At 53.9% G+C, this 2542-nt stretch carries 1 rRNA gene; it reads left to right on the top strand.

From position 1 onward, the window contains the following. Window positions 1-2535 (top strand): 23S ribosomal RNA (locus EV579_RS18875); the annotation flags it as partial. Window positions 2536-2542: the final 7 nt, after the last annotated feature.

The following is a 2542-nucleotide window of genomic DNA, read 5'->3' on the forward strand; positions in this document are numbered from 1 at the left end:
TTCTCTCCAGAGTGGATCCTGAGTACGGCGGAACACGTGAAATTCCGTCGGAATCCGGGAGGACCATCTCCCAAGGCTAAATACTCCCTAGTGACCGATAGTGAACCAGTACCGTGAGGGAAAGGTGAAAAGCACCCCGGAAGGGGAGTGAAATAGATCCTGAAACCGTGTGCCTACAAGTAGTCAGAGCCCGTTAACGGGTGATGGCGTGCCTTTTGTAGAATGAACCGGCGAGTTACGATCCCGTGCAAGGTTAAGCAGAAGATGCGGAGCCGCAGCGAAAGCGAGTCTGAATAGGGCGCATGAGTACGTGGTCGTAGACCCGAAACCAGGTGATCTACCCATGTCCAGGGTGAAGTTCAGGTAACACTGAATGGAGGCCCGAACCCACGCACGTTGAAAAGTGCGGGGATGAGGTGTGGGTAGGGGTGAAATGCCAATCGAACCTGGAGATAGCTGGTTCTCTCCGAAATAGCTTTAGGGCTAGCCTCAAGGTAAGAGTCTCGGAGGTAGAGCACTGATTGGACTAGGGGCCCCTACCGGGTTACCGAATTCAGTCAAACTCCGAATGCCGATGACTTATCCTTGGGAGTCAGACTGCGAGTGATAAGATCCGTAGTCGAAAGGGAAACAGCCCAGACCGCCAGCTAAGGTCCCAAAGTATACGTTAAGTGGAAAAGGATGTGGAGTTGCTTAGACAACCAGGATGTTGGCTTAGAAGCAGCCACCATTTAAAGAGTGCGTAATAGCTCACTGGTCGAGTGACTCTGCGCCGAAAATGTACCGGGGCTAAACGTATCACCGAAGCTGCGGACTGTTCTTACGAACAGTGGTAGGAGAGCGTTCTAAGGGCTGTGAAGCCAGACCGGAAGGACTGGTGGAGCGCTTAGAAGTGAGAATGCCGGTATGAGTAGCGAAAGACGGGTGAGAATCCCGTCCACCGAATGCCTAAGGTTTCCTGAGGAAGGCTCGTCCGCTCAGGGTTAGTCGGGACCTAAGCCGAGGCCGAAAGGCGTAGGCGATGGACAACAGGTTGATATTCCTGTACCACCTCCTCACCATTTGAGCAATGGGGGGACGCAGGAGGATAGGGTAAGCGCGGTATTGGATATCCGCGTCCAAGCAGTTAGGCTGGGAAATAGGCAAATCCGTTTCCCGTAAAGGCTGAGCTGTGATGGCGAGCGAAATTTAGTAGCGAAGTTCCTGATTCCACACTGCCAAGAAAAGCCTCTAGCGAGGTGAGAGGTGCCCGTACCGCAAACCGACACAGGTAGGCGAGGAGAGAATCCTAAGGTGATCGAGAGAACTCTCGTTAAGGAACTCGGCAAAATGACCCCGTAACTTCGGGAGAAGGGGTGCTTCTTAGGGTGTTAAAGCCCCGAGAAGCCGCAGTGAATAGGCCCAGGCGACTGTTTAGCAAAAACACAGGTCTCTGCGAAGCCGTAAGGCGAAGTATAGGGGCTGACGCCTGCCCGGTGCTGGAAGGTTAAGAGGAGCGCTTAGCGTAAGCGAAGGTGCGAATTGAAGCCCCAGTAAACGGCGGCCGTAACTATAACGGTCCTAAGGTAGCGAAATTCCTTGTCGGGTAAGTTCCGACCCGCACGAAAGGCGCAACGATCTGGGCACTGTCTCAACGAGAGACTCGGTGAAATTATAGTACCTGTGAAGATGCAGGTTACCCGCGACAGGACGGAAAGACCCCGTGGAGCTTTACTGCAGCCTGATATTGAATGTTGGTACAGCTTGTACAGGATAGGTAGGAGCCTTGGAAACCGGAGCGCTAGCTTCGGTGGAGGCATCGGTGGGATACTACCCTGGCTGTATTGACCTTCTAACCCGCTGCCCTTATCGGGCAGGGAGACAGTGTCAGGTGGGCAGTTTGACTGGGGCGGTCGCCTCCTAAAATGTAACGGAGGCGCCCAAAGGTTCCCTCAGAATGGTTGGAAATCATTCGCAGAGTGTAAAGGCACAAGGGAGCTTGACTGCGAGACCTACAAGTCGAGCAGGGACGAAAGTCGGGCTTAGTGATCCGGTGGTTCCGCATGGAAGGGCCATCGCTCAACGGATAAAAGCTACCCCGGGGATAACAGGCTTATCTCCCCCAAGAGTCCACATCGACGGGGAGGTTTGGCACCTCGATGTCGGCTCATCGCATCCTGGGGCTGTAGTCGGTCCCAAGGGTTGGGCTGTTCGCCCATTAAAGCGGTACGCGAGCTGGGTTCAGAACGTCGTGAGACAGTTCGGTCCCTATCCGTCGCGGGCGCAGGAAATTTGAGAGGAGCTGTCCTTAGTACGAGAGGACCGGGATGGACGCACCGCTGGTGTACCAGTTGTTCTGCCAAGGGCATCGCTGGGTAGCTATGTGCGGACGGGATAAGTGCTGAAAGCATCTAAGCATGAAGCCCCCCTCAAGATGAGATTTCCCATTCCGCAAGGAAGTAAGATCCCTGAAAGATGATCAGGTTGATAGGTCTGAGGTGGAAGCGTGGTGACACGTGGAGCTGACAGATACTAATAGATCGAGGACTTAACCTATATTCTA

Origin of the sequence: Bacillus sp. BK450 (genome assembly GCF_004364885.1) — a bacterium.
GTDB classification, from domain to species: Bacteria; Bacillota; Bacilli; order Bacillales; family Bacillaceae; genus Bacillus; species Bacillus safensis.